Here is a 26221-nt window from a genome sequence, read left to right on the forward strand (position 1 = left end):
ACTGGACAGGCATCTCCCAACCCGCAAAATCAACCATCTTACCACCCAACTCAACGTGTAAGGGGTATAGCGGGGTGCGTCTAATATCGGTCATGGCGGGTACTTTCCGTATCTAGCGTTTAGAGTGCCGCCTCGTCAGTCTGCCCCAAGCTGAAAAGATTGCAACGATTCCAGTCAGCTTGCGCCTTAAACACTGCCTTTGCGACACGTCTGCATACAGGCGTATGCACATTAATGTTCCTATAGGAAACTTTTTTCCCTTAGGCAACACTCCTTATCTGATCGGTTCCGCCTCGACACCTGATGTCGCTCATTCTCCGGCGCGGCTCTATTTGGTAGGAATTTAAAATATTGATAAATAACTACTTTTACTTCACCTTACATCGTCACCCACCAAGCGCCTGTACGGCGACATCCAACACATTGAGACCAGCAAGCAGATCACGTTCTGCGGTATCTTCAGCGAAATCATGGCTGATTCCGTTGATCGAAGGCACAAACAGCATGGCAACAGGCATCAGGCGGGACACGTTCGTCGCGTCGTGCAATGCGCCCGACGGCATCTTGCGCCATTCCTCCGGCGCCACTTGCTGCGCACCACTTTCAAGCGCCTCCCGCAATGTCTGGTCCATGGCAACAGGCTCGAGCCCCAGCATCGGGCCATAATCCAATGCCATCCCTTGTTCTTCAGCGACTTCCTGAGCTGTTGCGCGAATGATCTCTTCCATCCGAACCAGCCGATCCGCGTCGCCATCGCGCCATTGCATCGAGAACCGAACCCGACCCGGAACGATAGACGAGGCATTGGGATGCACATCGACACGCCCGATGGTCCAGACAGTCTGTGGCGTTACCACATTGCGGAAGCGTTCATTGAGACGGGTGTTGAACAGGGACAGTGCCTGAAACGCGTCGCGGCGCAGGTGCATCGGTGTTGTGCCTGCATGGTTCTGCTGACCCTCAAAAGTGATCGACATATCACGGATGCCGACAATATCGGTGACGACGCCAATCTGCTCGCCTGCCGCGTCCAGGGACGGGCCTTGTTCGATATGCATCTCGATAAAGCCGTTGAACCGGGACGAGTCCACAAAAGCACCAGACAATTCGGACATCGAAGACCGCGCGGCACCAAAACTGACGCCCGCGCCATCTTTCAAACCATCTGCCTGATCCAACGGCAGGCCGCCCGACCAAACGGCCGAGCCTGTGGTTACACCAAACCGGCCTTCTTCGTCCTGAAAGCTGACAACCGAGATAGGCCGGTCGCTGGAACGCGCGATTTCCAGCGCGGCGATAACGCCCAGCGCGCCGTCCAGCCAACCGCCCTCGGGCTGGCTGTCGGAATGCGATCCCATCAGCAACGAGGAACCTTCGGCCAACCCGAACAGATTTCCGACCGGGTCGAAATGTGGTGTCAGCCCGGCGTCCACCATACGCTCAGCAAGCCAATTGCGCGCGTCGATGTCCGCTTGTGAATAGGCCGGCCGGATCACGCCCTTGCCGACACCCGACGCCCCAAATTCACGCAGCTTGTGCAAATCCGCCAAGAACCGTTCGTGATTGACTGGCATGACACCCTCCGAATTTTCCGTGGGCAGACCATAGCCACAAATGAAACCGCGGCGAGGATTTTTTCTTTGGCAGGTGAAACCCCTCTGGTCCCGGGGTGGAACCTGCCCTAAGACGTCTGCGCAAGAGGGACCAACATGTCACATATCACATTGGTGCGGCACGGGCAGGCCAATACCGCAGCGCGCGACGAAGTAAGTTACGACAGGCTCAGCGACTTGGGGCATCAGCAAGCCCGTTGGCTGGGCGCACATCTGCGCGACACGCGCAGCCACTATACCCGCGTTTATTGCGGCACTCTGACTCGCCATGCAGAAACCGCCCAAAGCATGGGGCTGACTGACCCGATCCGTGATGCACGATTGAATGAGATCGAGTATTTCACACTGGCGCAATTGCTCGAAGAACAACACGGCATTGCAATCCCAACGGATCGCGAGGGGTTTGTCGAACATCTGCCCAAGACCTTTGCCGCCTGGGCCAATGGCGACATCGAGAACGCACCCGAAACCTTCGAAGCGTTCGAAACGCGTGTTCGGGATGCGCTGAGTGAAATCGGAACCGAAGGCGGACCCGCCATTGTTGTCACCTCGGGCGGGCTGATCTCGATGGTGGTGCGGCAGGCGATGGGGTTGGATATTCCATCGATGGCGCGGGTAGCCCTTGCCATCATGAACACGTCGATGCATCGTCTGCACCCGATTGGCACCCAGCTGAGTCCGGTTCTGTTCAATGCTGTCCCGCATCTTGAGGCACCCGACCGGCAATTCGCGCAGACCCACCTGTAGTCAGATCGGAGATACCCCATGCAGCTTTATTTTGCCCCTCACACAATCTCGGTCGCTGTTGCGATTGCTCTGGAAGAGGCAGGGTTGGAGTATGAGGCGATCCAACTGGATTTCGCCGGGGGCGAGCAGACCAAACCGGCTTACCGTCAGATCAACCCCAAAGGTCGGGTTCCGGCGCTAGTGGTTGACGGTGGCATCCTGACCGAAACCGGAGCGTTGCTGGAATTTATCGCTGCCCAAGCGCCGTCGGCAGGTTTAGTCCCTGCTGATCCAGTCATGGCCGCGCGCATGCGTGAAGTGATGTTCTATCTTGCGTCGACCATGCATGTGAACCACGCGCACAAGATGCGCGGAGCGCGATGGGCGGACAAGAAGCCCAGCTGGAAAGACATGAAGGATAAAGTCCCACAGACCATGACAGCATCCTGTGAATACATCTGTTCAAACGGCCTGCGTGGGCCGTTTGTTCTGGGTGACGCATTCTCGCTGGCAGATGCCTATCTTTATGTGGTTTGCAGCTGGCTGGAAGGCGATGGCGTCGATGTCTCGGCCTTTCCCAAAATTCTTGCCTTCCGCGAGGCGATGGAGGCGCGGCCTTCGGTTCAGGCGGTCCGTGCCGCCGGAATGCTCTGACAAAAGGAATTACGATGACACATCTCTGGGTCCGGGCAGAACAGCGCCCGAACGAGGAACGGGTTGGGCTGACCCCCGAAGGGGCCGCAGCGCTGATCGCGGCTGGCATCCGCGTGACGGTCGAGGAAAGCCATGTCCGCGCCATTCCAATCGACGGCTACAAGGACGCAGGCTGCGAGATCGCACCTGAAAACACGTGGCCCGACGCCCCGGCGGACGCGATCATTTTCGGCCTCAAAGAGTTGCCCGAAGATGGCACGCCCCTGCCCCACCGCCACATCATGTTCGGACATGCCTACAAGGGCCAGCATTCCGGCCGCGCTTTGCTGGAACGGTTCAAGGCCGGGGGCGGCACGCTGTATGATCTGGAATATCTGGTGGATGAAGATGGTCGCCGGGTTGCGGCCTTTGGCTATTGGGCCGGGTATGCCGGTGCGGCAGTCACGCTGAAAACCTGGGCTGCGCAGCAACGGGGCGAGCAATGCCCTCCTGTTGGGATTTATGCCGGTAAGGACGCGCTGAATGCCGATTTGCTGGCAGAACTGGACGCCACAGGGGCCGAACGACCAACCGCCATTGTCATCGGCGCCTTGGGCCGCGTTGGCACCGGCGCTGCCGATCTGTGCGAAGCCATGGGTGTTGCCGTTACCAAATGGGACATGGCCGAGACCGCCAGCGGCGGGCCGTTCCCTGAGATTCTGGACCACGATCTGTTTCTGAATTGCATTTTCGCGCGTCCCGGCACGCCGGTTTTTGTTCCGCGTGAGGCGCTGACCGAACCGCGAAAGCTGACCGCCATAGGCGACGTCGCCTGCGACCCGGACAGCGATTACAACCCGGTGCCGGTCTACGACCGCGCAACTACATGGGACGCGCCTGCCCTTCGCGTGGCGAATGATCCGGTGATGGACGTGATGGCCATCGACAATCTGCCGTCCATGCTGCCGGTCGAAAGCTCGGAAGACTATGCCGCGCAACTGCTGCCGTCCTTGTTGACTCTGACCGATCTGGACAGCGGCGTCTGGGGTCGGGCAGAAGCAACCTACAAAACGCATATTGAAGGGATCTGAACGATGACGATTCACTGGTGTGGCACCGGCCTGTCGGCCATTCCCGGCCTGCGCCGCCTGATCGAAGGCGGGCACAAGGTCACCGTCTGGAACCGAACCATCGAAAAAGCCAAGGCTGAGGTCGGAGACCTGACCGACGACATCCGGGCCTTCGACATCGACGCCCTGGGAGAGGTGCTGGGCAAGGGCGACGTGATCGTCTCGATGCTGCCGGGCGACTGGCATGTTCCGCTGGCAGAGCTGGCGATCTCGAAACAGGCCAACTTCGTCTCATCTTCTTACATCGCGCCCGAGATGCGTGCGCTGGACGACAAGGCACGTGAGGCTGGTGTCGCGCTGGTCAACGAGGTTGGACTGGATCCGGGCATCGATCACCTGATGGCACATGCGTTGGTCGACGACTATCGCGCTTCAGATGCGTTCGATCCTGAAAACCACCTGAGCTTTATCTCGTATTGCGGCGGGATCCCGAAAACGCCCAACCCGTTCCGCTACAAGTTCAGCTGGTCACCTCTGGGTGTTCTGAAAGCGCTGCGCTCGCCCTCGAAGTCAATCCGCGACTATGCCCCGCTGGATGTTGCCCGCCCGTGGGACGCCATCAGCAGCTATATCGCTCCGCTGCCCACACCGGAAAGCTTCGAGGTTTACCCGAACCGCGACTCGATCCCGTTCATGGCGCAGTACCATTTCGAGGATCACTGGCCGGTCAAGGAATTCGTCCGCGGCACTCTGCGTCTGAACGGCTGGGCCGAAGCATGGTCGGACGTGTTCACCGAGATCGAAACTCTTTCCGGGCCCGAAGGCGACGCCCGCCTGAAAGAGATGTCGGACCAGTTCTGGGACGAAAACGCCTATGATGAGGGCGAACCAGACCGCGTTGTGCTGTGCGTTGGTCTGAAGGCGGAAAAAGACGGCATTGAGGTCTGGAACAAGACCTATGTCATGGATGCCTGGGGGGATGCACGCGGCACCGCGATGGCGCGCCTCGTGTCGATCCCGGTGTCTCTGGCCGTCGAAGCGGTTCTGAATCGCGCGATCCCGGCGGGCGTTCACGCCGCGCCCAGCGATCCGAAGCTTGTACAGGGTTGGATGGGAGAGATCGACACGCTGGCACAACATTTGCAGATCGTCGATCACTTGGCCTGATTGAAAGGTGAAAGCCATCCCAGTTTTGCTGGAATGGCTTTCATAGTTCTTGGCTAGGCATGACTTGCATTCCCTTTCGGGCCTTCAGATGTACCGCTCAATCGTGTCTTCGATGTCGCTTCGATTGATGCCAAGCTCGGACAACTGATGATCCGTCAGCGCATTGAGATGCTGTGCCGCACGAACAATGTCGGAGCTGATCGATCGGATACGCATGGCACGGTCGAACAACAGCAATGCACTGGCAGCCGGTGCCGGCTGATTGGTGGGCGGGATAACGTCAAACATACGGATAACCTCACAAACATAGACCTGGGGATGTGTTAATTCAGGGCAAACGCACCATCACTGGCGGTAGGGTTTGTTGTGGTAAACACTCTCATAAGCGCATCGATTGATCTGGTCCCGCTGAACACCGATATCGGCAAGTTGTTGATCATCCAGCGCCTCAAGATCACGCACAGTTTTTGCAAGAATGCGGCGACGGAAGTGCTCGACTTTTTTGTCGGCGTACTTCGAAAACAGACCATCAAGAAGGCCGTTCTGGGTGTTTACTGCTTGGGTATGTACCATGTCTTTGTCCTCCTAAACTTGATTTGCGTTGTCTTGGTGACATCAAATTTGGGGACGCTGCCTTAACGTTATCAAAGCGCATCATTAAGGTTTGTTTAAGTCTGGGCCGGAGAAAGCACGCGTCGGATGTGTTATGCCGAGGCGTGTCTGCAATTTACGCCAGAAAAGTGTATCTCAATCATAGATAAAGCCCAGATGGCGGCGAAACCGCCATCCTCGTATTTGGCTTGGAAAACGAACTACATCAGGTCGTTCTCAACATCCTCGGCCGAAATGCCCAAAGCATCTAATCCGTTCTCCAGGTGATCAGAAAGATGCGGGGTTCCAATCAGGTAGTCGGCGCAGGGAGTCGAGGCTTCGGACTTGGCGGTGGCGATGGCTTCAGCCAAATCTTCGGCGAAAAAGCTTTCGCGACCGATCCACATGATAGCGACCAGTTCGGCCTGCTCGTCTTCGCCCATGCGATCAATGAACGCCCGCAGCTCGCCCTCGGCCCGGTTCAGTTCGCGGCCCATCATGGCCACCTGGGCAACTTTCCTTGCCGAAATTTCCAACATGTCCTCAGCTCCTGTTGTTCGCGGTTGTCAAACCATCACAATCATCGACAGGGGCCTGAGTCTTTGATCTTACGCAAACTGCGGGTCAGTCCCGCACGCGCGACATTGGCTGATCGGGGACAGGTTGGGAGCGGAACGGGCGGAAGGTTGCCTTTTTCAGCCACAGTTTGAACGCCTGCCAAACAATCAGCGCAAAGGTCCGCCGGGCCCCAAACGGACGCCGCAGCAACGACCACAGGATCACCCGATTGGTCAGCGGCTGGCGGGGGCCGGTCAAGGTGGCGATCAACCCTCCGTCGGGTCGAGTATAGTCGATCCAAACACCAACCCTGTCAGGGCGGAAATCAAACCGAAATGTATAGCTTCCTTCGATCTTCTGGAATGGCGAAACATGCATCAGCTTGTCCGCCACCACCCGATCCGATGGTTCGATGACCGCAAAGTCAGGCTTGTGGCACAGATAGCTGTGACGTGTCCCAAAGGTATTCGTCACCTCGGCCACCACCGCATAAAGTTGGTCGTTGCCGCCAAAGCAGAACCAGAAGCTGACAGGGTTGAAGACATGCCCCAGAACCCGTGGCTGGGTCAGCAACATGATCCGCGCCGGTTGCGGCACGGCCATCTCGTCAAAGCGGGTACGCACCCACGCGGCACCTTCGCCCTGACTGGGTGCGCCGCCATGATCGCGCATACGCCAATTGGCGAGGTTTGCGCGGTCACGCGAAAACAACAGGGGCGTTGTCAACTTGGCCTCGGGGTCGAACAGGATGTAATCGACCGAATACCGAAACGCGTTTTCTATCCCGCCCTTGCGCCCGTGATAGGTGTGGCCCGCGATATGATCTATTTCTTTTGCCATCGTGTGTTTTCAGACCTGCCCATAACCGCTTAAAACAGCATCGTTTTCCGCCATATTTGTATAGTAGTGTTACGGAAAATAGCGCGAGTTGGATCATAATGTCCCGATAAAGTGATCCGGCTTGGGGCGCGGCCCGTAATGTGGTTATGTTTACCGAGATCAATACTGCGACCTTGGACGAACCTGCGGCTGACACAGCCGCCCCTCAACCTTGGCGCGGGAAGAAACGCATCAAGGGTAGACAGGTGAACGGAACGAAAGCCAGTTGCGACACCAGAACCGAGTGGGTGGAACACGTCAAACGCATCCGGGATGCGCAGGACCAGTCGGCCTTTGCCGAGCTGTTCCAACACTTCGCGCCACGCATCAAGGCGTTCCTGATGAAATCAGGGTCTGATGCCACCATGGCCGAAGAATGCGCACAAGAGGTGATGGCGACCTTGTGGCACAAGGCCCATCTGTTCGATCCAACACGGGCCACCGTAGCCACGTGGGTTTTCACGATTGCTCGGAACAAGCGCATCGACGTTCTGCGCAAGCAACGCCGCCCCGAACCCGAGGAACTGGGATGGGGACCCGAGGCCGAGCCTGACCAGGACGACGTAATCGCGCTGCAACAGGAAACCGCGCAGCTGCGCACCGCCATTTTGGCGTTGCCTGAGGCGCAGAGAGAGCTGATCGAGAAGGCGTATTTCGGCGACCTGAGTCACCGCGAAATTGCGTCTCAGACCGGGTTGCCCCTGGGAACGATCAAATCACGTATTAGGCTGGCGCTGGACCGCTTGCGCCACGCGATGAACTGAGATGAGTAAGATGAGCAAGTCGATTAAACATCACCTGACAGATGACCTGCTGATGGCGTATGCCGCAGGAACTCTGCCCGAGGCGTTCGATCTGATGGTCGCAACCCATCTTTCCCTGTGTGACCATTGCCGCGCACGGGCCGAGAGCTTTGACGCCGTTGGCGGGCAGGTTCTGGATGATCAGGCAGGCTCGGTCGCCATGTCTGATGCCTCCCTCGCGGCGACTATGGCCTTAATTGCGCAGGGTGCCCCGACCCCCAAGCCCGCGCGACCGGGCTGCGCCGTTCTGCCAACCCCCTTGCAGGACTATGTGGGCGGCACAGTCGCTGACATCCGCTGGAAATCCATTGGAATGGGTGTGAAGCAGGCCATTCTGCCGACCACCAAAGAGGCCACGGCACGGTTGTTGTTCATCCCAGCCGGTGCTGCGGTCCCGGATCACGGTCATCAGGGCATGGAACTGACTATGGTTCTGCAGGGCGCGTTTTCGGACGAGGTGGATCACTTTGCCCGCGGCGACGTTGAAATCGCTGACGAGGATTTGGAACACACACCTGTCGCGGATATCTCGGAAGACTGCATTTGTCTTGCAGTCACAGATGCACCGTTGAAATTCAACAAGCTTATGCCGCGCTTATTCCAGCCCTTCCTGCGCATCTGACTGCTGGTGGGTTCCGGCCAAAGCGAAGCTTGAAAGGAAACAGATATGACAGGAAAACTTCTTTTGTCGGCCCTTCTGCTTTGTTTCGCGCCTGCGGCGTTTGCCCAGATGACCGCAGAGGTGCAATTTCAGTCCGGCAGTTATGGCACCATGGTCAACGGGGCTGTCACTGGCGACGAATACTTCGACTATGTGTTGGGTGCAAAAGCCGGTCAGGAGATGTTTGCCGACCTTCAGGTCAGTGACACCGATGGAAACGGCGTGGTTTATTTCAACATTCTTCCCCCGGGCAGTGACGGGGTCGCGATCTACAATGGGTCGATTGACGGCAATACAGCCCGAATCAATCTGCCCGAGGACGGAGACTATACGATCCGTGTCTATCTGATGGGCAATGACCGAGATACCGGCAAAACCGTCGGGTACAACCTGGACCTGTCGATCCAGTAAGGCTCAACCTTCGTGACGCGCCAAAGGCACAACGTCTGACGCGGCATCAGGTGCGATTTCTTCAAAATCGAAATTGTCCAGACGCTGCGCCCGTCGGCCGGCTTTTTCGGCGCTGATCTTGATTTCAGAGATATCCTTGGCCGCCTGACCAAAATGACGATCAAGATTGATCACACGATCACCCAGACGCTCCACATCCTTGTGCAGCAATCCCAATTCTTTGCGGATCGCACCTGCCTGTTCGCGCATCCGGGCATCTTTCAGGATCGCGCGCATTGTGTTTAGCGTCGCCATGCAGGTGGTCGGCGAAACGATCCAAACGCGCTTGCTGAAACTTTCCTGAACCAGCTCAGGGAACTTTGCGTGAAGCTCGGCATAAACTGCCTCGGACGGCAGGAACATCAGCGCACCGTCAGCGGTTTCACCATCCAGTATGTATTTCTCGGCAATGTCGTTGATGTGCTTACGCACAGTACTGCGGAACATCTGCAACGCCGCTTTCAGCTCAGCGTCATTGGTCGCGCCGATCAGCGCTTCATACGCCTCCAGCGGGAATTTGCTGTCGATCACGATAGGGCCGGGCGGGTTCGGCAGATGGATCAGGCAGTCCGCACGACGCCCATTCGACAGGGTAGCCTGCAACTGGAAACTGTCCCTTGGAAGTGCCTTTGAGACAATGTCCGTCAGCTGGATTTCGCCAAACGCCCCGCGCGTCTGCTTGTTCGACAGGATATCCTGCAGGCTGAGAACGTCACCAGACAGTTTGGTGATATTGTCCTGCGCTTTGTCGATCGCGGCCAGACGTTCCTGCAATTGGGTCAGGGATGTCGCGGTCTGTTTCGATGACCCATGCAGCGATTCTTTCATCCGCTCCTGCATTTCGGCCAGCGCGCGTGCAGACTTCATCGCGTTGTCCGCCAGCCGGTCATTCATCTGCTGCTGAACCGAGGACAGGCGCGCCTCGACTGTTTGGATCACCTGCACTTGCGCATTGGCTTGCGTGTCCGAGACATGCTGAAGACCGCCGCGCAATTGTTCCTGCCCCTGCCCCAGTTGCTGCACATGCTGTCCCAGATGCGCCATCTGCCGCGCCAGAGGTTCCGCCATCCGGGCCGAGCGATTGGCCGCCCGCAGCGACAGGAACAAAAGCAAAAGGATCAGCAGGACAACCCCGCCACCGGTAAAAAAGACCGGGTCATCTACTGGGATCTGGGTGCCTGCAATCTGGATCATATCAGTCTTTATGTTCTCGTTTTGTTTCTATCTTCTTAATTGGTTCCGAACGACGGATCAACTGCGTCCGAACAACCTTTCGATATCGCTGAGTTTCAGCTCCACATAGGTCGGGCGACCGTGGTTGCACTGACCGGAATGCGGCGTCGCCTCCATCTCGCGCAGCAAAGCGTTCATCTCTTCGGCGCGCATACGGCGACCAGAGCGGACAGAGCCGTGGCAGGCCACTCGGCTGAGGATCGCCTCGATCTTTGCCTGCACCATCTGGCTTTCACCCTGATCGGCCAACTCATCAAGGATATCCAGGATCATCGCGCGGGCATCGACCTCGCCCAAAATGGCAGGAGTTTCACGCACAGCGATGGCCCCGCCACCGAAGGGTTCAATGGTCAGACCAAAGCGCGTCAAGTTATCAGCAACAGCCATCAGACGCGCACAATCGCCTTCAGACAGCTCCACGATTTCCGGGATCAGAAGCGCCTGCGCCGCAACGCCGTTTTCCGCCATCTGCGTTTTCAGCTTTTCATAAACCAGCCGTTCATGTGCAGCGTGCTGATCCACGATCACCATACCGTCGGCGGTTTGCGCGATAATGTAATTCTCGTGCACCTGCCCCCGCACAGCCCCCAATGGCAGGTCCTGCGGTTGAGGTTCTTCTGTCTCGGCAATCGGCGAAACCGGGGTGGGCTCGACAATGCTGCCGCTGTAATCCTGAGCCAGTTCAGCGAAGCCCGGAGATTGCGCCCGATACGCCGCCTGCCGCGCTGCTGGCAAAGGTCGATCCATCTGATACACCCGCGCCGGGGCAGATTGCGCAGGTTCGGGCCGCATCGCCCCCAAGGTCGCATTGGCCACGGTCGAGGACGCCCGATGCCCGGCCTCGGCCAGAGCATGGCGCAGGCTGGACACAATCAGACCGCGCGCAACGCCGGGGTCGCGGAACCGCACCTCGGATTTGGCGGGATGAACGTTCACATCCACCAGCGTCGGGTCACAGTCGATGAACAAAGCCGCCGCCGGATGGCGATCCCGGCTGAGGAAATCGAAATAGGCGGCTCTTAAGGCACCGGTCAGCATCTTGTCACGCACAGGGCGGCCATTAACAAAAAGATACTGCGCCACCGCAGCACCGCGCGAATAGGTCGGCAAGGCAGCATAGCCATAAAGCCGGATGCCTTCGCGCGTGGCGTCGATTTGCAGCGCATTCTCAGCAAACTCACGCCCGATCACGCGGGCCAGACGGCCGTGGAGCGCATCGAAGAGATCTCCGTTCTCGCTATCTGCGCGGAAGGTCACACGACCTTCACCGCCACCGGACACATCGCGCAGCGTGAAGGTTACGGATGGCTCGGCCATGGCCAGCCGTTTCACCGTATCGGTGATGGCTTGCGTCTCGGCCCGGTCGGTGCGCATGAACTTCAGACGGGCGGGCGTGGCAAAGAACAGATCGCGCAGTTCGACGACTGTGCCCGCGCGCAGGGCGGCGGGTTTGACCGCGCCCATCTTGCCGCCCGCAACGTGGATCTGCGCCGCCTCGGCACCCGGTACGCGGCTAGAGATGGTCAGACGCCCGACCGCACCCAAAGAAGGCAGCGCCTCTCCGCGAAACCCAAAGGTATGGATGTTCAGCAGGTCCGACCCATCAATCTTTGACGTGGCATGGCGGGACAACGCCAGCGGCAGATCATCCGCCGAAATACCACAGCCGTCATCCGTGACGCGGATCAGGGTCTTGCCCCCATCCGCAATATCGATGGCGATCCGCGTGGCCCCTGCGTCGATTGCGTTCTCGACCAGTTCCTTCACGGCAGAGGCCGGACGTTCCACCACCTCACCGGCTGCAATCCTGTTGATTGCAGCGTCATCCAATTGCCGGATCACCGGGCGATTTTCGCTGATATTGGGGTTTGCCTGCGCCATACCCCTAGACCTAGCACAGGCTCGCACGATTCTGCCACTGGTTTACGCAGGTCTTTTGATCAGAGAGGGGGTGTCCGGATGGCCGTGAACGGCTTAGCGCTCAGGTCCACCCGGACGTACCAAGTGAGTGGTGTGATTCAGCTAATGAATGGACGGCGTGTAACATGTGACCAGATTAAAAGCTGCTTAAGATTCATCATTTGGGCATCTGGGCAGAGATTGGCCTATGACGTGCGGATAGGTGCGGCGGGAACATGCCCGATCACGCAGATGTGTGCGCCCCGACCCGCGCGCGGCACGGTCCGAACATGGCGGCTGCGGCAAGTATCAGACCAGACATCGTGGCAATCATGCCAGCCGCGCTGACTGCATCCGACCCGCCCAACCACAAGGGGCCGTATCCCGCCAATACATAGCCCGACACTGCCGAGGCCGTGGCGAACACAATGCTCCAGGCAATCTGCGCCTCGAGCCGGTTGGTCAGCATCCGCGCCGCCGCCGGAGGGCAGATGAACATGGCGATCACGATGATCGAGCCCACCGCGTCAAATGCCGCCACCGCCGCGATGGCCGCTACTATCACCAATGCCATGCTCAGAGCACCCGTGCGAATGCCGATCGTGCGCGCAAATCCTTCATCGAAGGTGGAAATCTTCAGTGGTCGCCAGAACAGCAAGGTGAACACAGACACGCCCACCAGAGTCAGAGCAATCCGAGGCAGTTCAGGTGGCAGACCCGCAAGAGCTTCGACATCCAGCAACGATCCCCAACCTGTTGCGTCCAGCCAGATCAGGCTTTCCAGATTGCCGTAAAGCGCATGTTCCACATCCAGATGCACGGTCGAGGTGTCTGTTTGTTCAAGCAGTAAAACGCCCGCCGCGAACATTGTGGTAAAGACAACACCCATGGCGGCACCGGGTTCGATCTGACCCAGCCGGCGAATGGCTTCGATCAGCACCACAGCCACAATCGCCGCCCCAGCAGCGCCCAGCATCATTGGCCAGGTCGATATCGCCCCGGTCACCAGGAACGCCACCACGATACCCGGCAGCACCACATGGCTGATCGCGTCGCCAATCAGCGCTTGTTTGCGCAGCACCAGAAAGTTGCCGGGCAAGGCGCAGGCAATGGCCGCAAATGTGCCAATCAGCAGCGGCGTCAACGACAGCGGGACAAATTCTTCACCACTCATACCGGCACTCCTTGCGGCCCACCGATTTGACGGTCGATTTCAGCGATCTGGTCACGGGTCAGGACTGTTTCGATATCCCGTAACCCGTCATAGAGCGCAGCCGTCGCCTCATGCGCCTGATCCGCGCGGACGATCTCCCAGCGTTTTTCGTCGCGCAGCGCCTTGGCCGCCCGCGCCTTGCCAGAGTCCGTGGCAACCCCGTCTGGCCGGACCATCCCTGCACGGCGCAACAAACGCAGCGTAAGAGGTTCATAAATTTTCTGCCCCTGCGCCAGCGCCAACAGACCCTGGCGGATATGCACCCGGCGCTGGAAGCGCAGATGCCACAACACCGCCGCCAGAACCCCGCGCTTTGGGGCGCAGAACAGGGACAGGACGAAGAATGCAAAGCTGACCAGCACGATGATCGGTCCAGTCGGCAAGTTGGGGGCAGAAGCGGAAATAGCAGCACCGATGTACCCGGCCAGACCTCCGGCAAGCCCCGCAAGCAGGACGACGTGCTCGGAACGCTCGGACCAGAACCGCGCTGTGACTGCCGGAATGATCAGAAGTGCCACGATCAGGATCAAGCCCACAATTTTCAGGCCGACCACAGTGACCGCCATGACCAGCCCCATCATCGCAAGATCGATGCGATGGATTGGCAAGCCACGAGCGGCAGCATATTCCGGGTCAAACGCGACAAGGGTCATGGGGCGACGCAGGATCAGAACCAGAAGCAGCGTCGCCGCACCACCGATGGCGATGATCATGGCATCTGCCCACAGCATTCCGGCGGTCGAGCCTAACAGGAAACCCTCCAAACCTGCCTGACGCCCGACGCCCATGGTTTGAATGATCGTCAGTAAAACGATCCCAAAGCCAAAAAAGACAGACAGAACCGCACCGATTGCTGCGTCTTCGGCAAGTCGGGTGCGGCGTGTCAGCCAGTTCATGCAAAGAAGCCCAACCCACGCCGAAATTGCAGATCCTGCCAGCAAGCCCAGCAGATTGCGCCCATCCCCGCCCAGCGCGACCAAGACCATAAAGGCCAGACAGACGCCCGGCAGAGTTGCATGACTGATGGCATCGCTGACCAGCGCACGTTTGCGTAGGAACAGGAATGTCCCTGTCACACCGGCCGATACACCCAGCAACGTCGCACCAACTGCGACCAGCGTGGCGTTATAGCCAAGCTGCAGGGTCAGAGCGTCCCAAATCATGTGTTATCCCAGCGCGCGCGATATCTGATCGATCTGCGCAGTTGCCAAACGCCCGCCATAGGCCGCTTGCAACGTTTCCGCAGTGAACGCCTCGGACACCGGCCCTTCGGCCACTTTGCGGGTATTGATCAGAAAAACGTGGTCGAAGTAGTCGGTCACTGTCGCCAGATCGTGATGCACCACGACTACCGTCTTACCCGCCTCTTTCAGAGATTTCAGCACCGCGATGATGGCCTTCTCGGTGGCGGCATCCACCCCGGCGAACGGTTCATCCAGCAAGTACAGATCCGCGCCTTGCGCCAAAGCACGAGCCAGAAACACGCGCTGCTGCTGGCCGCCGGACAACTGGCCGATCTGACGGTCCGCGAAGTCCCGCATCCCGACACGGTTCAAACAGTCCATCGCACATGCCTTGTGGCGGGCACGTACGCGCCCCAGAAGCCCAAGCTCGCGCGACAGACCCATCAGCACAACATCAATCACGCGCGTTGGGAAATCCCAATCCACGCTGGCCCGTTGCGGAACATAGGCAATACGCGCGCGCTGCGCCTCCAGCGGCCGTCCAAATACCGTCACCTGACCGGATAAGGGGGTGACGATTCCCAGCGCCGCCTTGAGAAGCGTGGACTTGCCCGCACCGTTTGGGCCAATGATGGCAGTCATGGCACCGGGCTGGACGGTCATATCAACCGAAAACACAGCAGGCTTTTGTCCGTAGGAAACGGTCAGGCCTCGCACCGCAAGCGGGCTGTCGCCCAGCCCGCGATCCTCAAGCGTCACACCGTCATTGCTGACCAGACCCAGCATTATTCAAAACCCCGCAGACAGTTTGCCGTCCATGCCTCGACCGGGGGCGTCGCCGTTCAACGCACCGCCGATGACTGTGATGTTGTGATCCAGCATCCCGATATAGGTACCCTCATAGGTGCCTTCTGCGCCCATCGCATCCGAAAAAAGCTCACCACCGATGGTAACTTTGTGCCCCTTGGCCGCTGCGCCTTCGATCAATGCGCGAATTGAGCGATCCGAGACCGAGCTTTCAACAAAGACAGCCGTGATTTGGCGGTCAACCAGCAGGTCAACCAATTCGCTGATCCGGTTCAAACCCGCCTCGGACTGGGTCGAGATGCCCTGAATGCCCAGAACCTCGAACCCGTAGCTCTGACCGAAATAGCCAAATGCGTCATGGGCGGTAAGCAGGACTCTGCTGTTCTCGGGCACCGAAGACAGGACATCCTCGGCATAAGCCGCCAAACGGTCAATATCGGCCAGATGGGCCTGTGCGTTGGCTGCAAACACGCCTGCCGCTTCGGGACGAACGTCGGTCAAGGCATCCTGAACCTCTAGCACAACTTCGCGCCAAAGCACGGGCGACATCCACACATGCGGGTCGTATTTATCTGCGTAATCGTCATGGGCACGCAGTTTGGATTTATCGACCCCTTCGGCCACTGCGACCACAGCGCGTTTGCGTTCGAGATCGTGGAAGAAATCTTCCATCTGCGCTTCCAGATACAAACCGTGCCAAAGGATCAGGTCAGCGCGGGTCATGGCAACGATGTCGCTGCGGGTCTGTCGATAGGCATGAGGGTCAACGCCCGGCCCCATCAGACCTGTGACCTCAACCTGATCACCGCCCACCTGGCGCGCTGCATCCGCGATCATGCCTGTTGTCGCGACCACTTTGAGTGGCGCTTCAGCCCAAGCGGCGACTGGCATCGAAAAGGCCAGCGCCAACGCTGCAAGAAAACTCCGACGAATCATCTTCGACCTCAGTTTTGCGTCCTGTTGAGACTGAATATGAGAACCATTCGCAACTAAGTCAACGCTAATGCGAATTATTCGCAAGAAAGCACGCTCTTTTTGTCCAAATGGTCAAAAAATTGCCATTCAAATACATCCAACACCTTCCATTCCCCGGTCTGCCGTGCGAATTTGTCGCAAACCTCCCAAAGGACGTGACTATGGATACGCAGAGCTCAGAAAGCCCCGTGCGCACCGCGCATCTGCCGCAAGTAACCGAACCCCGAAATCCGGGAATAGATCTTGATCTTGACTGGGTCCGCGCCGTTCAGGCCAATACCTCGGCCATTGAGCGCCGGGCTGCGACCCTTCCCGGGCGGCGGTCGGTCAAGAAGGACTATCAGGCGGCGTGGCTGCTGAAGGCGGTTACGATGATCGACCTGACCACGCTGTCAGGCGATGACACTGTAGGCCGCGTGCGCCGCCTTTGCGCGAAGGCGCGGCAGCCAGTTGCGACTTCTGTCTTGCAGGCGCTGGATATGCCGCAGATCACCACGGGTGCTGTCTGCGTCTATCACGACATGATAGAAACTGCGGTGGATGCCCTGAAAGGCACCGGCATTCCGGTCGCTGCGGTATCCACTGGCTTCCCGGCCGGCCTGTCGCCGTTCCACCTGCGTGTGGCCGAGATTGAGGAAAGCGTGAAAGCCGGAGCCGAGGAGATCGACATCGTCATTTCACGCCGTCATGTGCTGTCAGGGGACTGGCAGGCGTTGTACGATGAAATGAAGGCTTTCCGCGTGGCCTGCGGCGATGCCCATGTCAAAGCCATTCTGGCGACCGGAGAGTTGGGCAGCCTGCGTAACGTCGCCCGCGCCTCGCTGGTCTGTATGATGGCGGGTGCCGATTTCATCAAGACCTCGACCGGCAAGGAAAGCGTCAACGCCACCCTGCCCGTTTCGCTGGTCATGATCCGCGCCATTCGGGACTTCTATGATCGCACCGGGTATCGCGTTGGGTACAAGCCCGCCGGTGGTATTTCAAAAGCCAAGGACGCGCTAGTGTACTTGTCGCTAATCAAGGACGAGTTGGGCGATCGCTGGCTGGAACCAGACCTGTTCCGCTTTGGTGCCTCTTCTCTGCTGGGCGACATCGAGCGGCAGTTGGAACACTATGTGACTGGGGCTTACTCGGCTGGATACAGACATTCGATGGGCTGAGCCTGCTGAAATGTCTGGACAGTGAGTATTTGGGAAAAGATGAAGTTATGACAGTCAAAGAAATCTTCGAGACCATGGATTACGGCCCCGCCCCAGAAAGCGCTGCCGAGGCGCTGGCCTGGCTGGTCGATCAGGGTGACAAGTTCGGACACTATATCGATGGGGCATTCACCAAACCCGGCAAAGGGTTCGAAAGCCTCAACCCGGCGACCGGAGAGGTGCTGGCTAAACTGACGCAGGCGAAACAGGCTGATGTGGACGCCGCGGTGGCCGCTGCCCGCAAAGCGCAGCCGAAATGGGAGAAGCTAGGCGGTGCGGGTCGTGCGCGGTATCTCTATGCCATTGCACGGCTATTGCAGAAACACGCACGCCTGTTTGCGGTGCTGGAAAGCATGGACAACGGCAAACCGATACGTGAATCGCGGGACATCGACATCCCCCTGGCGCAGCGGCATTTCTACTACCACGCAGGCATGGCGCAGTTGATGGAGGCCGAGTTGCCCGATGCGCAGGCTTTGGGCGTTTGTGGTCAGATCATCCCGTGGAATTTCCCGCTGTTGATGCTGGCATGGAAGATCGCACCTGCGCTGGCGATGGGGAATACGGTGGTTCTGAAACCGGCCGAGTACACCTCGCTGACTGCGTTGTTGTTTGCAGATATCTGCTCGCAAGCCGGGCTGCCGAAGAGTGTCGTCAACATCGTGACCGGCGACGGCGCGGTGGGCGAGATGATCGTGAACGCCGACGTAGACAAGATCGCCTTTACCGGCTCGACCGTTGTGGGTCGGCGCATCCGAGAGGCGACGGCTGGATCGGGCAAGGAACTGACGTTGGAACTGGGCGGCAAGTCCGCTTACATCGTGTTCGACGATGCCGATATTGACAGTGCCATCGAGGGTCTGGTCGATGCGATCTGGTTCAATCAGGGTCAGGTCTGCTGCGCGGGCTCTCGCCTGTTGGTGCAGGAAGGTATCGCCGACCGGTTCCACGAAAAGCTGCGCGCTCGGATGGATGGATTGCGGGTGGGTGATCCGCTGGACAAATGCATCGACGTGGGCGCGGTTGTGGATCCGGTTCAGTTGCAGACCATCAAGGGCATGGTCGAAAGCAATACGGTGGGTCACGTGCATCAGGCCGCCTGTGAACTGCCCGCAAATGGCTGCTACTACCCGCCAACGCTGATCTCGGGGCTCGAGACATCCGACCCGCTGATGCAGGAGGAAATCTTCGGCCCGGTGCTGGTCTCCTCGACCTTCCGCACCCCGGCTGAAGCGGTCGAACTGGCCAACAACACCCGTTACGGGCTGGCCGCGACAGTCTGGACTGAGAATGTGAACCTTGCGCTGGACATCGCGCCCAAGCTGGTTGCAGGCGTGGTTTGGGTGAATGCGACCAACTTGTTCGACGCCGCCGCAGGCTTCGGCGGCGTGCGCGAAAGTGGCTTTGGCCGCGAAGGCGGATGGGAAGGTCTGGCGGCCTATACCAAGCCAAAGGGCAAGGGCAAACCTCTGGCGAAGATTGAGGCGACGATGGGCGAAGGCGCTCCGGTCGACCCGATTGACCGCACCGCCAAGATGTATGTCGGCGGCAAGCAGGCCCGGCCCGATGGTGGGTATTCCAAACCCGTCTGGGGCAAGTCCGGCCTGCTGGGCCATGTGGGTCTGGCCAACCGCAAAGACGTGCGCAACGCGGTCGAGGCTGCAGCGGGTGCCAAAGGCTGGTCCAAGACCACCGGCCATCTGCGGGCACAGATTCTGTATTACATCGGTGAAAACCTCTCAGCCCGTACGAGTGAATTCGCCTCGCGCATCGACGCCATGACCGGCAAGAAGGATGGCGCGAAAGAGGTCGAAACCTCGATCCAGCGCCTGTTCACCGCGGCGGCCTGGGCCGACAAATACGACGGTCAGGTGCATGGCGTCCCGATCCGGGGTGTGGCCATTGCCATGAAGGAACCCGTGGGCGTCGTCGGCGCGCTCTGCGCGGACGAGGCGCCTCTGTTGGGTCTGATCTCGGTGATGGCGCCTGCGATTGCGATGGGCAACCGGGTGGTTCTGGCGGCATCCGAGCCCTACCCGCTGGCGGCAACCGATTTCTACCAGATTCTGGAGACCTCGGACGTCCCCGCAGGCGTGGTCAACATCCTGACCGGCAGCCACGCGGAACTGGCGAAACCTCTGGCCTCGCACTTGAACGTCGATGCGGTCTGGTCCTTCTCGTCCACTGACCTTTCGAAAGAGGTCGAAGCGGTCTCGGCCGGGAACCTGAAACGGACCTGGGTCAATAACGCAACGGCATTTGACTGGAGCATGGATCATTCCCGCCGCTTCCTTCAGGCTGCGACCGAGGTGAAAAACATCTGGGTGCCCTACGGCGAGTAGGGCCCCCGCGCATCACGGGAGGCCCTTATGGACTTTGCAGGAAAAACCGTCATCGTCATTGGCGGAACCAGCGGTATCAATCGCGGTATAGCCGAGGCCTTTGCGGCCTCGGGTGCCAAACTGGCCGTCGCCAGCCGTTCACAGGAAAAGGTGGACGACACCGTGGCCGCGCTGAAAGCCGCAGGTGCACAGGACGCCATCGGGGCGGCCTTTGACGTGCGTGATCCGGATGCTGTGGCCGCTGGTCTGAAACAGTTTCACGACGCCTATGGCGATTTCGACGTGCTGGTGTCCGGCGCTGCGGGGAACTTCCCGGCGCTGGCGTCCGAGATGTCAGTCAACGCGTTCAAAACGGTGATCGACATTGACCTGATGGGCACGATCCACGTGATGAAAGGGGCCTACCCTTACCTGAAACGCCCCGGTGCCAGCATCATCAACATCTCGGCCCCGCAATCTTACCTGCCTTATGAAGGCCAAGCCCATGTCTGTGCCGCGAAGGCAGGGGTTGATCAGATTACCCGGACGCTGTCGATGGAATGGGGTGTCGAAGGGATCCGCGTGAACTCGGTCGTGCCGGGGTTCATCGAAGGCACCGAGGGCGCAAAACGTCTGGCCCCTACCCCGGATGCCGGTGAGGCGCTGCGCCGCGATGTACCGTTGGGCCGCTGGGGTCAGCCTCAGGACGTGGCCAATGCCTGCCTGTTCCTCTGCTCGGATCTGGCCAGCTATATCAGCGGCACGGTTCTGGCCGTGGATGGCGCGTTGTATCAACGCGGCTCGGGCAAGTTTGGACAGATGATGGGTGAGATGCTGCGCAGCGTGAAAAAGGGGTGAGACACGCTCACCCCTCTTTTCAGTTTGTGGTCTCAAGACCGACAGGTTTTCCGACGATGGTAAAATGCAGCCCGTCCGGGTCCAGCAATTCGGACGCAACGCGGTTTACGTCTTCCAGCGTTACGGCATTCACCTTGTCGTTGCGGGTTGCGATATAGTCGATTGGCAGGTCTTCCATCTGCATCCCGACCATGATCCCGGCAATCCGCCCGTTGCCATCAAACCGAAGCGGATATGCACCAGTCAGATAAGTCTTGGCATCGTCCAGCTCTTTCTGGGTTACGCCTTCGGTCGCTGCCCTGGCCCATTCGTCACGGATCACCTCAACCGCCTCGGCAATGCGGTCATTGGCCGACGAAACTGACCCAAGATAGACAGATGCCAGATCCTTGGGCACCAGATAGGTTCCGATCCCATATGTCAGACCACGTTTTTCACGCACCTCCTGCATCAGACGGCTTTCAAACCCGCCCCCACCAAGAATGTGATTCAAAACAAACGCAGCGAAGAAATCCGGGTCATCCCGATCAATCCCGGCATGACCAAACAGGGCCACGGATTGCGGCGTGTCGAACTCGACGACGCTGACGCCACCCGGAATGGTCACATCGGCTTTGTCAGGGATGGGTTTCCCGGTTTCCGGTAAATCGCCGAGTAATTTGTCCAGCAACGTGCCCAGTTCTTCCGCCGTAATGTCGCCCACCGCCCCGACATACAGGCGGTCCTTGGCAAAGACGCTGTCATACGCGGCCACCACGTCATCCCGCGTCAGGGCCGAGACGCTTTCGATCGTGCCCTTCCCTTCAGACCCATAAGGATGATCGCCATAGGCCATCTGAGCAAAGTTCAGGCCAGCAATCTCATTCGGGTCGGTCTGGTCCGAACGCAATCCTGAAAGGATTTGAGCACGTACGCGCTCAATCGCATCCTGATCGAAACGCGGTTCGTGCAGCGTGGTACGCAAAAGGTCGACCACCTCATCCCGGTTTTCGGTCAGAAATCGCGCCGAAATCGAAACGGTATCATCGCCCGCATCATACGAGAAAGACGCGGCCAGTGCTTCCAGTTCGCGGGCATAGGTCTGGGCGTCCATTTCGCCAGCGCCTTCTTCGATCAGGCCGCTCATTAAATAGACGGCCCCGCGCTTGTCCGGATCGTCCAGCGACGTCCCGCCACGGAACCGCAATTCCAACGCAGTGAAGGGGATTGCATGGTCTTCAACCAGCCAGGCTTTGATCCCGCCAGGTGAAGTCACCTCTTTGATCTCGATCTCGGCCAGGGCCGGCAAAGCAATTACGCAGGCGATCAGCGTTGTAAGAAACCTTTTCATTGCGTCACCTCATCATCACGCATCAGCCAGCCCGTGACAGATGTTTCAGGTTGCAGGACTTCGCGGGCAGCGGCGATGATCTCTTCTCCGGTCACGGCCTGAAGAATGTCGGGCCAAGCCTGCACATCCTCGACCGTCAAACCGCTGGTCAGGGCGCGGCCATACCGGTTGCCAATCCCATCAACATTGTCGCGGGCATAAATCTGGGACGCACGCAGTTGCATCTTGATGCGGTTCAGATCGTCTTCTTTCACACCTTCAGCGATAAAATCAGCGACCGCCTGATCCATGGCATCTTCGGCCTCTTGCAGCGACACACCCTGCGCCGGAACAACCAGCAAATCGAAGGTCGTGTCATCCAGCGAGACACCGCGGTAGAATGCGCCTGCATACACGACTTTTTGCTGATCGAACTGGAGTTTTTCATTCAAATAAGACGTGGTGCTGCCACCCAGCAGTTCGGCCAACAGGAACAGGGCGGCCGCCTTCTCCTGTTCACCCGGATCGCGTTCGGGGGCCAGATAACTGCGCTGCACATAGGGCTGCGCTACACGCGGATCTTTGTAAGTCAGTCGCCGTTCGGCCGTTTGAGGCGGTTCTTGCGCCCGCATCCGCTCGGGCAAGTCCGGGTTGGCCGGGATCACACCGTAATACTGTTCAGCAAGCGCGCGGACCTCATCAGGTACGACATCGCCTGTGACCACAAGGATGGCGTTGTTGGGCGCATAATGAGTCTGGTAGAATGACAATGCATCCTCCATGTCCAACTCTTCCATCTCGTGCTTCCAGCCAATGATCGGCACGCCGTAGCTGTGGTTGAGGTATTGCGCGGCGTTCATCTGTTCCCCAAACAAAGAGCGCGGGTTGTTCTCGGTCCTTTGGTTACGCTCTTCAAGGATCACATCACGCTCGGTCAGGATATCCTCTTCGCTCAGGCGAAGGTTCCGCATCCGATCGGATTCCATTTGCATCATCAACTCAAGCCGATCAGTCGCGACGCGCTGGAAATACGCGGTGTAGTCGTATGAGGTGAACGCATTGTCATTGCCACCATTGGCCGCAACTGTGGCCGAAAACTCGCCCGGAGCAAGCGTATCGGTGCCCTTGAACAGCAGGTGTTCCAGGAAGTGCGCAATCCCGGATGTCCCCACCGGTTCATCCGCAGATCCGGCGCGATACCAGACCATGTGTTGCACAACTGGTGCACGGTGGTCTTCGACGACGACGACATCCATGCCGTTGTCCAAAGTGAATGTGGTAACCGCTTCTTTTCCGCCCTCGGCCAAGACCGGGGTGGCAGCGATAAGGGCAGCCGACAGGGCTAGGGCCCGAACCATGGGGCATCCTCCGTTTCGTTTCTGGTATTCAAACTACGGTGGTGCGGCCCGGGTTCAAGCCCGATGACGGAAAGTTAAGAATTATTCATTCGGAGGAGAGGACGGCGTTTCAATACCGGCACTACGGGCTGCATCGGTTTCCGCGTACGGATTGATCGATTGCCGTTCATAGACCTGACCGTAGCGATCCACCGGGAACAGGCGCAATCCGGTCCAACGACCACGGCGCTTGCGGAACGCGGCATCTTCGGCTTCGACAACCTGGCGGGCATCAGGCGCGACGCCATACCGGCTGGAGGCTGTGACCAGTGCTGCGTCGGACGACGGTACCGCCGCATTTGGGTTCAACGCGGCAGGGTTTCCACCAAGTGCGGCAACGGCCTCGGCATTGGGGTTCGGATCTGTCAGGTTGCCACCGCCCGGTGTGGGTGCAGGCAAAAACGCATAATCCTGAGGCTGCGTCAGCGGTTTGACCGGCAAGACCGAAAACTCATCCGGACCCTGCCCCGGAGGCGCCAGATCCCGCAGACCGGGATTCGAACATGCCGCAACCGCTGCGACAACAGTCAGAACAAATATGGCGCGCGGCATCCGCATTGGTTTCTCCAACCTGTTTCTGGCGCTTTTATCTCATATAATTCCGCGCGTCACGAGGGCTTTTTGCTGTCGAACAGAACCAACCCCAAAGCGCCTGCAAATATGAACACATCAGCAAGGTTGAACACAAACGGGTTGTTGATGCCGCAACATGACATGTTCAGGAAATCCAGCACATAGCCGTATAACAGCCGGTCCACCACGTTTCCAAGCGCACCGCCTATCAACAGACCTGCGCAAAAGAGCATGAGTTTTGATGCGGCTGTACGGCTGAGCCAGATGAGAACGCCAACACAGATCGCAATCGAGATACCGATCAGCACCCAACGCGCGGCGTCGGAATTCCCCTGAAACAGACCGAAATTGATACCGCGATTCTCGCCGTATTTGAAAACCAGCAGCGGGGGCAGAACGTCGATACCACCGGGTTGTTCGGCCACGCGCATAACGTGAACGACCAGATACTTGCTGATCTGGTCGATCGCAAAGGCGGCAATCGCCGCCCAGAGAAGCAGGCCAGACCGCATCAGTGACGGAAATGCCGCATACCGGTGAAGACCATGGCCAGACCGGCCTCATCCGCAGCAGCAATCACCTCGTCGTCGCGCATGGAGCCACCGGGTTGGATGACGCAGGTTGCACCGGCCTCGGCGGCTTCCATCAGACCGTCAGGGAAAGGAAAGAAGGCGTCAGAGGCGACAGCAGATCCGATGGTCAGCGGCTGAGGCAGGTCCAGCACATCCGCCATCCGTTCGGCTTTCTTGGCGGCGATCAGGGCCGAATCCACCCGGCTCATCTGACCCGCACCCACGCCCACGGTTGCACCGTCTTTGACGTAGACAATGGCGTTGGACTTGACGTGTTTGGCCACTTTCCAAGCAAAAAGCAGATCGCGCATCTGTTCGTCCGTCGGGGCTTTCTTGGTGACGACTTTCAGATCATCCATGCCGACAAACCCGTTATCCTTGTCCTGAACCAGCAAACCACCAGCCACCTGACGAACGGTTTTACCACCGGCGGTCACGTCTGGCAGACCCTCGGTCGTCAGCAGGCGGAGGTTCTTTTTGGCCGCAAAGATTGCCTTGGCTTCGTCAGATGCTCCGGGGGCAATCACGACCTCGGTGAAAATCCCGGTGATCTCTTGCGCGGTTTCCGCATCCAGCGGCCGGTTCAATGCCACGATCCCACCAAAGGCCGAAGTGCGGTCGCAGTCGAACGCGGCCTTGTATGCCTCAAGCAACGTCGCGCCTGTGGCCACCCCACAAGGGTTGGCATGTTTGATAATAGCACAAGCCGCGTCCTGAGCAGGGTCAAATTCAGCAACCAGCTCAAACGCCGCATCGGTGTCATTGATGTTGTTGTAGCTGAGTTCCTTGCCCTGATGCTGCACGGCAGTGGCCACACCCGGGCGGTTGGTCCCGTCCGTATAGAAGGCAGCCTGTTGATGGCTGTTCTCGCCATAGCGCAGGGTCTGCTTCAATTCGCCTGCAAAGGCACGGCGTTTAGGTGCTTCAAGTTCCAGCGCGTCAGCCAACCAGTTGGACACGGCGGTGTCGTAGGCAGCTGTACGGGCATAGGCTTTCTGTGCCAGCTTACGCCGGAATTTCGGGCAAGTTGCACCGTTGTGCTGATCCATGTCGCCCAGCAATTTTTCGTAATCCTCGACGTCCACAACCACGTTCACAAAGGCATGGTTCTTGGCCGCCGCGCGGATCATTGCAGGGCCACCAATGTCGATGTTCTCGACACATTCATCGTAATCGGCGCCTTTGGCGACGGTGGCCTCAAACGGATAAAGGTTCACAACCAGCAGATCGATCGCGCCAATCCCGTGCTCGGTCATCGCAGCAACATGAGTGTCGTTGTCGCGCAACGCCAGCAGCCCACCATGCACCATCGGGTGCAAAGTCTTGACCCGACCATCCATCATCTCAGGGAAGCCGGTGACTTCGCTTACGTCCTTCACCGCAAGCCCGGCATCGCGCAGCGCCTTGGCCGTGCCGCCGGTCGACAGCAGTTCGACCCCGCGCTCGGCCAGCGCCTTGCCCAGCTCGATCAGCCCGGTTTTGTCGGATACGGAAAGCAGCGCGCGGCGCACGGGGTGAAGATCGGTCATG

At 58.8% G+C, this 26221-nt stretch carries 26 protein-coding genes; 10 read left to right on the plus strand and 16 right to left on the minus strand.

From position 1 onward, the window contains the following. Window positions 1-386: 386 nt before the first annotated feature. Entirely contained in the window at window positions 387-1574 is a 1188-nt protein-coding gene (locus GS636_RS15835) for a Zn-dependent hydrolase (protein ID WP_171670568.1), read from the minus strand. Between the two features lie 135 nt (window positions 1575-1709). Between GS636_RS15835 and GS636_RS15840 the strand changes: the two genes are divergently transcribed. From GS636_RS15840 to GS636_RS15855, 4 genes are read left to right on the plus strand one after another with little or no spacing between them, the layout of a single operon-like run. Then, window positions 1710-2360, plus strand: a complete 651-nt coding sequence (locus GS636_RS15840; RefSeq protein ID WP_171670570.1) for a histidine phosphatase family protein — start codon at window positions 1710-1712, stop codon at window positions 2358-2360. Between the two features lie 18 nt (window positions 2361-2378). After that, on the plus strand, window positions 2379-2993 hold the full coding sequence (locus GS636_RS15845) for a glutathione S-transferase family protein (protein ID WP_171670572.1): 615 nt from the start codon (window positions 2379-2381) through the stop codon (window positions 2991-2993). Between the two features lie 14 nt (window positions 2994-3007). Beyond that, the gene (locus GS636_RS15850; protein ID WP_171184264.1) at window positions 3008-4063 is read left to right on the plus strand and encodes a saccharopine dehydrogenase; all 1056 of its coding nucleotides are present in this window, start codon (window positions 3008-3010) and stop codon (window positions 4061-4063) included. A gap of 3 nt (window positions 4064-4066) precedes the next feature. Then, window positions 4067-5209: a saccharopine dehydrogenase family protein gene (locus GS636_RS15855; protein ID WP_171093327.1), complete on the plus strand. Its 1143-nt coding sequence runs from the start codon at window positions 4067-4069 to the stop codon at window positions 5207-5209. An 84-nt stretch (window positions 5210-5293) separates the two neighbouring features. Here the strand turns inward: GS636_RS15855 and GS636_RS15860 are convergent, their stop codons facing one another. From GS636_RS15860 to GS636_RS15875, 4 genes are all read right to left on the minus strand, one after another. After that, window positions 5294-5497, minus strand: a complete 204-nt coding sequence (locus GS636_RS15860; RefSeq protein ID WP_171093325.1) for a DUF1127 domain-containing protein — start codon at window positions 5495-5497, stop codon at window positions 5294-5296. Between the two features lie 57 nt (window positions 5498-5554). Further along, window positions 5555-5782 carry a DUF1127 domain-containing protein gene (locus tag GS636_RS15865; protein WP_171093323.1) on the minus strand — a complete coding sequence of 76 codons (228 nt, stop codon included), beginning with the start codon at window positions 5780-5782 and terminating at the stop codon, window positions 5555-5557. Window positions 5783-6021: 239 nt separating this feature from the next. Then, the gene (locus tag GS636_RS15870) at window positions 6022-6339 is read right to left on the minus strand and encodes a DUF3775 domain-containing protein (RefSeq protein WP_171093320.1); all 318 of its coding nucleotides are present in this window, start codon (window positions 6337-6339) and stop codon (window positions 6022-6024) included. 85 nt (window positions 6340-6424) lie between these two features. After that, on the minus strand, window positions 6425-7198 hold the full coding sequence (locus tag GS636_RS15875; protein WP_171670575.1) for a DUF1365 domain-containing protein: 774 nt from the start codon (window positions 7196-7198) through the stop codon (window positions 6425-6427). Between the two features lie 146 nt (window positions 7199-7344). Here GS636_RS15875 and GS636_RS15880 point away from each other — a divergent pair, with 146 nt between their 5' ends. From GS636_RS15880 to GS636_RS15890, 3 genes are read left to right on the plus strand one after another with little or no spacing between them, the layout of a single operon-like run. Beyond that, complete coding sequence (locus GS636_RS15880) at window positions 7345-8001, plus strand: sigma-70 family RNA polymerase sigma factor (RefSeq protein ID WP_171670578.1); 657 nt, start codon at window positions 7345-7347, stop codon at window positions 7999-8001. Between the two features lie 10 nt (window positions 8002-8011). Then, complete coding sequence (locus tag GS636_RS15885) at window positions 8012-8662, plus strand: ChrR family anti-sigma-E factor (RefSeq protein ID WP_171093316.1); 651 nt, start codon at window positions 8012-8014, stop codon at window positions 8660-8662. Window positions 8663-8707: 45 nt separating this feature from the next. Then, complete coding sequence (locus tag GS636_RS15890; RefSeq protein ID WP_171670580.1) at window positions 8708-9112, plus strand: hypothetical protein; 405 nt, start codon at window positions 8708-8710, stop codon at window positions 9110-9112. Window positions 9113-9115: 3 nt separating this feature from the next. On the opposite strand, the gene GS636_RS15895 is transcribed toward GS636_RS15890, so the two are convergent. The 6 genes from GS636_RS15895 to GS636_RS15920 form a co-directional block, all read right to left on the minus strand. Continuing rightward, entirely contained in the window at window positions 9116-10345 is a 1230-nt protein-coding gene (locus GS636_RS15895) for a DNA recombination protein RmuC (protein WP_171670583.1), read from the minus strand. A 57-nt stretch (window positions 10346-10402) separates the two neighbouring features. Then, window positions 10403-12265, minus strand: coding sequence for a DNA mismatch repair endonuclease MutL (gene mutL / locus GS636_RS15900; RefSeq protein ID WP_171670585.1), 1863 nt, complete (start codon window positions 12263-12265; stop codon window positions 10403-10405). Between the two features lie 262 nt (window positions 12266-12527). Next, the gene (locus tag GS636_RS15905) at window positions 12528-13457 is read right to left on the minus strand and encodes a metal ABC transporter permease (protein WP_171670588.1); all 930 of its coding nucleotides are present in this window, start codon (window positions 13455-13457) and stop codon (window positions 12528-12530) included. Further along, a complete protein-coding gene (locus GS636_RS15910; RefSeq protein WP_171670590.1) occupies window positions 13454-14659 on the minus strand; it encodes a metal ABC transporter permease in 1206 nt (401 codons plus the stop codon). Before GS636_RS15910 ends, GS636_RS15905 begins: the two co-directional genes overlap by 4 nt. 3 nt (window positions 14660-14662) lie before the next feature. After that, on the minus strand, window positions 14663-15466 hold the full coding sequence (locus tag GS636_RS15915) for a metal ABC transporter ATP-binding protein (RefSeq protein WP_171648321.1): 804 nt from the start codon (window positions 15464-15466) through the stop codon (window positions 14663-14665). Window positions 15467-15469: 3 nt separating this feature from the next. Beyond that, a complete protein-coding gene (locus GS636_RS15920; protein WP_171670593.1) occupies window positions 15470-16423 on the minus strand; it encodes a metal ABC transporter solute-binding protein, Zn/Mn family in 954 nt (317 codons plus the stop codon). Window positions 16424-16623: 200 nt separating this feature from the next. Between GS636_RS15920 and deoC the strand changes: the two genes are divergently transcribed. The 3 genes from deoC to GS636_RS15935 are packed head-to-tail and all read left to right on the plus strand — an operon-like array spanning window position 16624 to window position 20840. Continuing rightward, a complete protein-coding gene (gene deoC, locus GS636_RS15925; RefSeq protein ID WP_171670596.1) occupies window positions 16624-17622 on the plus strand; it encodes a deoxyribose-phosphate aldolase in 999 nt (332 codons plus the stop codon). Between the two features lie 47 nt (window positions 17623-17669). Further along, on the plus strand, window positions 17670-20003 hold the full coding sequence (locus GS636_RS15930) for an aldehyde dehydrogenase family protein (protein WP_171670598.1): 2334 nt from the start codon (window positions 17670-17672) through the stop codon (window positions 20001-20003). Window positions 20004-20030: 27 nt separating this feature from the next. Continuing rightward, the gene (locus GS636_RS15935; protein ID WP_171670601.1) at window positions 20031-20840 is read left to right on the plus strand and encodes an SDR family oxidoreductase; all 810 of its coding nucleotides are present in this window, start codon (window positions 20031-20033) and stop codon (window positions 20838-20840) included. 19 nt (window positions 20841-20859) lie between these two features. Here the strand turns inward: GS636_RS15935 and GS636_RS15940 are convergent, their stop codons facing one another. The 5 genes from GS636_RS15940 to purH form a co-directional block, all read right to left on the minus strand. Further along, window positions 20860-22170 (minus strand): pitrilysin family protein, encoded by a 1311-nt coding sequence (locus GS636_RS15940; RefSeq protein WP_171670603.1) that lies wholly within the window; start codon window positions 22168-22170, stop codon window positions 20860-20862. After that, complete coding sequence (locus GS636_RS15945) at window positions 22167-23507, minus strand: pitrilysin family protein (RefSeq protein ID WP_171670606.1); 1341 nt, start codon at window positions 23505-23507, stop codon at window positions 22167-22169. The genes GS636_RS15940 and GS636_RS15945 overlap by 4 nt, the downstream gene beginning before the upstream one ends. Window positions 23508-23588: 81 nt before the next feature. Further along, window positions 23589-24104: a DUF3035 domain-containing protein gene (locus tag GS636_RS15950; protein WP_171093288.1), complete on the minus strand. Its 516-nt coding sequence runs from the start codon at window positions 24102-24104 to the stop codon at window positions 23589-23591. Window positions 24105-24154: 50 nt separating this feature from the next. Then, entirely contained in the window at window positions 24155-24631 is a 477-nt protein-coding gene (lspA, locus tag GS636_RS15955; RefSeq protein ID WP_171093286.1) for a signal peptidase II, read from the minus strand. Continuing rightward, on the minus strand, window positions 24631-26220 hold the full coding sequence (gene purH / locus GS636_RS15960) for a bifunctional phosphoribosylaminoimidazolecarboxamide formyltransferase/IMP cyclohydrolase (RefSeq protein WP_171670608.1): 1590 nt from the start codon (window positions 26218-26220) through the stop codon (window positions 24631-24633). Before purH ends, lspA begins: the two co-directional genes overlap by 1 nt. Between the last annotated feature and the right edge of the window lies 1 nt (window position 26221).

It is taken from the genome of Ruegeria sp. HKCCD4884 (genome assembly GCF_013110855.1).
Taxonomy (GTDB): domain Bacteria; phylum Pseudomonadota; class Alphaproteobacteria; order Rhodobacterales; family Rhodobacteraceae; genus Ruegeria.

Bases quoted from the DNA above. Each gene is read 5' to 3' on its own strand.
- GS636_RS15835 (WP_171670568.1), bottom strand. From the start codon at position 1,574: ATGCCAGTCAATCACGAACGGTTCTTGGCGGATTTGCACAAGCTGCGT.
- GS636_RS15840 (WP_171670570.1), top strand. From the start codon at position 1,710: ATGTCACATATCACATTGGTGCGGCACGGGCAGGCCAATACCGCAGCG.
- GS636_RS15845 (WP_171670572.1), top strand. From the start codon at position 2,379: ATGCAGCTTTATTTTGCCCCTCACACAATCTCGGTCGCTGTTGCGATT.
- GS636_RS15850 (WP_171184264.1), top strand. From the start codon at position 3,008: ATGACACATCTCTGGGTCCGGGCAGAACAGCGCCCGAACGAGGAACGG.
- GS636_RS15855 (WP_171093327.1), top strand. From the start codon at position 4,067: ATGACGATTCACTGGTGTGGCACCGGCCTGTCGGCCATTCCCGGCCTG.
- GS636_RS15860 (WP_171093325.1), bottom strand. From the start codon at position 5,497: ATGTTTGACGTTATCCCGCCCACCAATCAGCCGGCACCGGCTGCCAGT.
- GS636_RS15865 (WP_171093323.1), bottom strand. From the start codon at position 5,782: ATGGTACATACCCAAGCAGTAAACACCCAGAACGGCCTTCTTGATGGT.
- GS636_RS15870 (WP_171093320.1), bottom strand. From the start codon at position 6,339: ATGTTGGAAATTTCGGCAAGGAAAGTTGCCCAGGTGGCCATGATGGGC.
- GS636_RS15875 (WP_171670575.1), bottom strand. From the start codon at position 7,198: ATGGCAAAAGAAATAGATCATATCGCGGGCCACACCTATCACGGGCGC.
- GS636_RS15880 (WP_171670578.1), top strand. From the start codon at position 7,345: ATGTTTACCGAGATCAATACTGCGACCTTGGACGAACCTGCGGCTGAC.
- GS636_RS15885 (WP_171093316.1), top strand. From the start codon at position 8,012: ATGAGCAAGTCGATTAAACATCACCTGACAGATGACCTGCTGATGGCG.
- GS636_RS15890 (WP_171670580.1), top strand. From the start codon at position 8,708: ATGACAGGAAAACTTCTTTTGTCGGCCCTTCTGCTTTGTTTCGCGCCT.
- GS636_RS15895 (WP_171670583.1), bottom strand. From the start codon at position 10,345: ATGATCCAGATTGCAGGCACCCAGATCCCAGTAGATGACCCGGTCTTT.
- mutL (WP_171670585.1), bottom strand. From the start codon at position 12,265: ATGGCGCAGGCAAACCCCAATATCAGCGAAAATCGCCCGGTGATCCGG.
- GS636_RS15905 (WP_171670588.1), bottom strand. From the start codon at position 13,457: ATGAGTGGTGAAGAATTTGTCCCGCTGTCGTTGACGCCGCTGCTGATT.
- GS636_RS15910 (WP_171670590.1), bottom strand. From the start codon at position 14,659: ATGATTTGGGACGCTCTGACCCTGCAGCTTGGCTATAACGCCACGCTG.
- GS636_RS15915 (WP_171648321.1), bottom strand. From the start codon at position 15,466: ATGCTGGGTCTGGTCAGCAATGACGGTGTGACGCTTGAGGATCGCGGG.
- GS636_RS15920 (WP_171670593.1), bottom strand. From the start codon at position 16,423: ATGATTCGTCGGAGTTTTCTTGCAGCGTTGGCGCTGGCCTTTTCGATG.
- deoC (WP_171670596.1), top strand. From the start codon at position 16,624: ATGGATACGCAGAGCTCAGAAAGCCCCGTGCGCACCGCGCATCTGCCG.
- GS636_RS15930 (WP_171670598.1), top strand. From the start codon at position 17,670: ATGACAGTCAAAGAAATCTTCGAGACCATGGATTACGGCCCCGCCCCA.
- GS636_RS15935 (WP_171670601.1), top strand. From the start codon at position 20,031: ATGGACTTTGCAGGAAAAACCGTCATCGTCATTGGCGGAACCAGCGGT.
- GS636_RS15940 (WP_171670603.1), bottom strand. From the start codon at position 22,170: ATGAAAAGGTTTCTTACAACGCTGATCGCCTGCGTAATTGCTTTGCCG.
- GS636_RS15945 (WP_171670606.1), bottom strand. From the start codon at position 23,507: ATGGTTCGGGCCCTAGCCCTGTCGGCTGCCCTTATCGCTGCCACCCCG.
- GS636_RS15950 (WP_171093288.1), bottom strand. From the start codon at position 24,104: ATGCGGATGCCGCGCGCCATATTTGTTCTGACTGTTGTCGCAGCGGTT.
- lspA (WP_171093286.1), bottom strand. From the start codon at position 24,631: ATGCGGTCTGGCCTGCTTCTCTGGGCGGCGATTGCCGCCTTTGCGATC.
- purH (WP_171670608.1), bottom strand. From the start codon at position 26,220: ATGACCGATCTTCACCCCGTGCGCCGCGCGCTGCTTTCCGTATCCGAC.